Annotated in this window: 1 protein-coding gene; it reads left to right on the forward strand. The window is 62.4% G+C overall.

Features of this window, described 5'->3' with window-relative positions; translation table 11 throughout:
• Window positions 1-124: 124 nt before the first annotated feature.
• A partial coding sequence (locus tag JNN06_RS10655; protein ID WP_291239571.1) for a terminase gpA endonuclease subunit occupies window positions 125-2,118 on the forward strand: 1,994 nt, incomplete at its 3' end.

Consider the following 2,118-nt stretch of genomic DNA (forward strand, 5'->3'; position numbering starts at 1 on the left):
TCGTCGCTCGCACCGATGAGTTGCGCGAGGACATCAAGGCCAGCCTTGAAGACTTGGTGCGCCGCCCCGGCTCAGTGATGTCGATCGGTGCGCGGCAAGGTGAGCTGAGCGTCTGATGGTGGCCATGTCAGACCGTGGCATCGGGGTCCTTGCGCGCATCCCGCCGCTGCCGCCATTCATCACGCCAGAGGAATTGCTGGCTAACAGCCTGCCATTGCTGGACCCGCCCAGCAGGATCTCGGTCACCGACGCGGCCGAGCGCTATCTGAAAGTGCCGGTGCAGGGGAACTGGCAGGCCTATGACCGCACGGTTGCGCCCTACACGGTCGAGCCGCAAGACGTGAGCCAATCGCGGCGTTTCAAGACGGTCTGCTTTGTTGGTCCATCACAGAGCGGCAAAAGTCAGATGCTGCTTTCGGTTTCGGCGCATGCCATCATGTGCGCGCCTTCTCCGGTGCAGGTCATTCACATGACCAAGACCGATGGCGATGCTTGGGTGGAGGAAAAGCTCGATCCGGCGATTTCGAACAGCCAGTTCCTGAAGGAACGACTGGGCACGGCGCGCGATGACAGCACCTTTGCCCAGAAGCGTTTCAAGGGCATGCGCCTGACCATTGGCTATCCTGTGGCCAACCAGCTTTCGAGCCGGTCGCAGCGCATGGTGTTGCTGACCGACTATGACCACATGCCGCAAAGGCTTGGCCCAAAGGATGCGCCGGAAGGCACCCCGTTCGGGATGGCGCTGCAGCGGATCAGGACCTTCATGAGCCGGGGCTGTGTGTTTGCCGAAAGCACGCCCGCCTTCCCGGTCGATGCGACGCAGGTTTGGGAGTTCGACAAGCTCGCACCGCATCGCTTGCCCCCGGTGACGATGGGCATCGTGAAGATCTACAATGAGGGCACGCGCGGGCGCTGGTACTGGGAATGCCCGCATTGCTCGAAGCTGTTCGAGCCGCGCTTTGACTATCTGCTGTACGACAAGACCCTTGAACCAGGTGCTGCAGGCGCCATGGCAAAGATGCAGTGCCCGCATTGTCGCGAGCTGATCAGCCATCGTGAAAAGACCCGGCTGAACGCACTAGCTATGATGGGGAGAGGCGGCTGGTTCCATGAGGCGCGGCCCTATGACGAAGATGGGGTTGTCCTGGTCGATGAGCAAGGGCACCGGTTGCTGGTTCGGATCGATGACCCGCGCATCCGGCAGACGCCCATTGCCAGCTACGCCCTGAATGGCGCAGCGGCTGCCTTCTCTGGCTGGGATGAGCTGGTGGAGCGGTATGAGACGGCCCGCCGGGCTTTCGAAATGTCGCAGGATGATAGCGATTTCGCGCGGGTACACTACACCGATATCGGTGTGCCATATGCGCGGCCCGATGACGGCGAAAGCGATCTCTCGGCCACCGCGCTGCGCGAGGTGGCTGCTGATTTGCCACCTATGACTTGCCCGAACTGGACGCGGTTTATCACGGTCTCGGTGGACGTGAACGGCACATGGTTTGCTGTGCTGATCACGGCCTGGGGCTTGGATGGAAAACGGATGGCGCTGGATCGGTTCGACCTGACCCAGCCGCCCGCTTCGGCCCCGAGGGCGCGGGATCTGGAAGGTCGGTATCGTGCCATCAACCCCGGCAAATATGTCGAGGATGCCGAGGTGCTGCCCGACCTGATGGATCGAACCTATGCCGTGGAGGGTGAAGACTGGTCGTTAAAGCCGTTCCTTGCGGTGGTGGATTTCAACGGCCCGCCCGGCTGGTCGGACAATGCCGAAAAGTTCTGGCGCAAGCGCAAACGCGAGGGTGTCGGTGATCGGTGGTTCCTGTCGATCGGGCGCGGCGGCTTCAAACTGTCGGATCGGGTGTGGCATGTTTCGCCCGAGCGCGGTTCGCAGGGCAAAAAGGCGCGCTCGATCAAGTTGCTGAACATGGCGGTTGACCGGCTGAAGGACACCGTTCTGGCAGCCGCTGCACGCATGGATCAAGGGCCCGGCGCCTATCTCTTTGCCGCCTCGATCGAACGCGAGCGGATCGAGGAATTGCTGGCCGAGCGGCGCGGTGTGGATGGCTACACCAAGCGCCCCGGCGCTGGCCGGAACGAGACGCTGGACCTCTCGGTCCAGGC

This window comes from Gemmobacter sp., from assembly GCF_016792925.1.
Lineage (GTDB): Bacteria > Pseudomonadota > Alphaproteobacteria > Rhodobacterales > Rhodobacteraceae > Gemmobacter.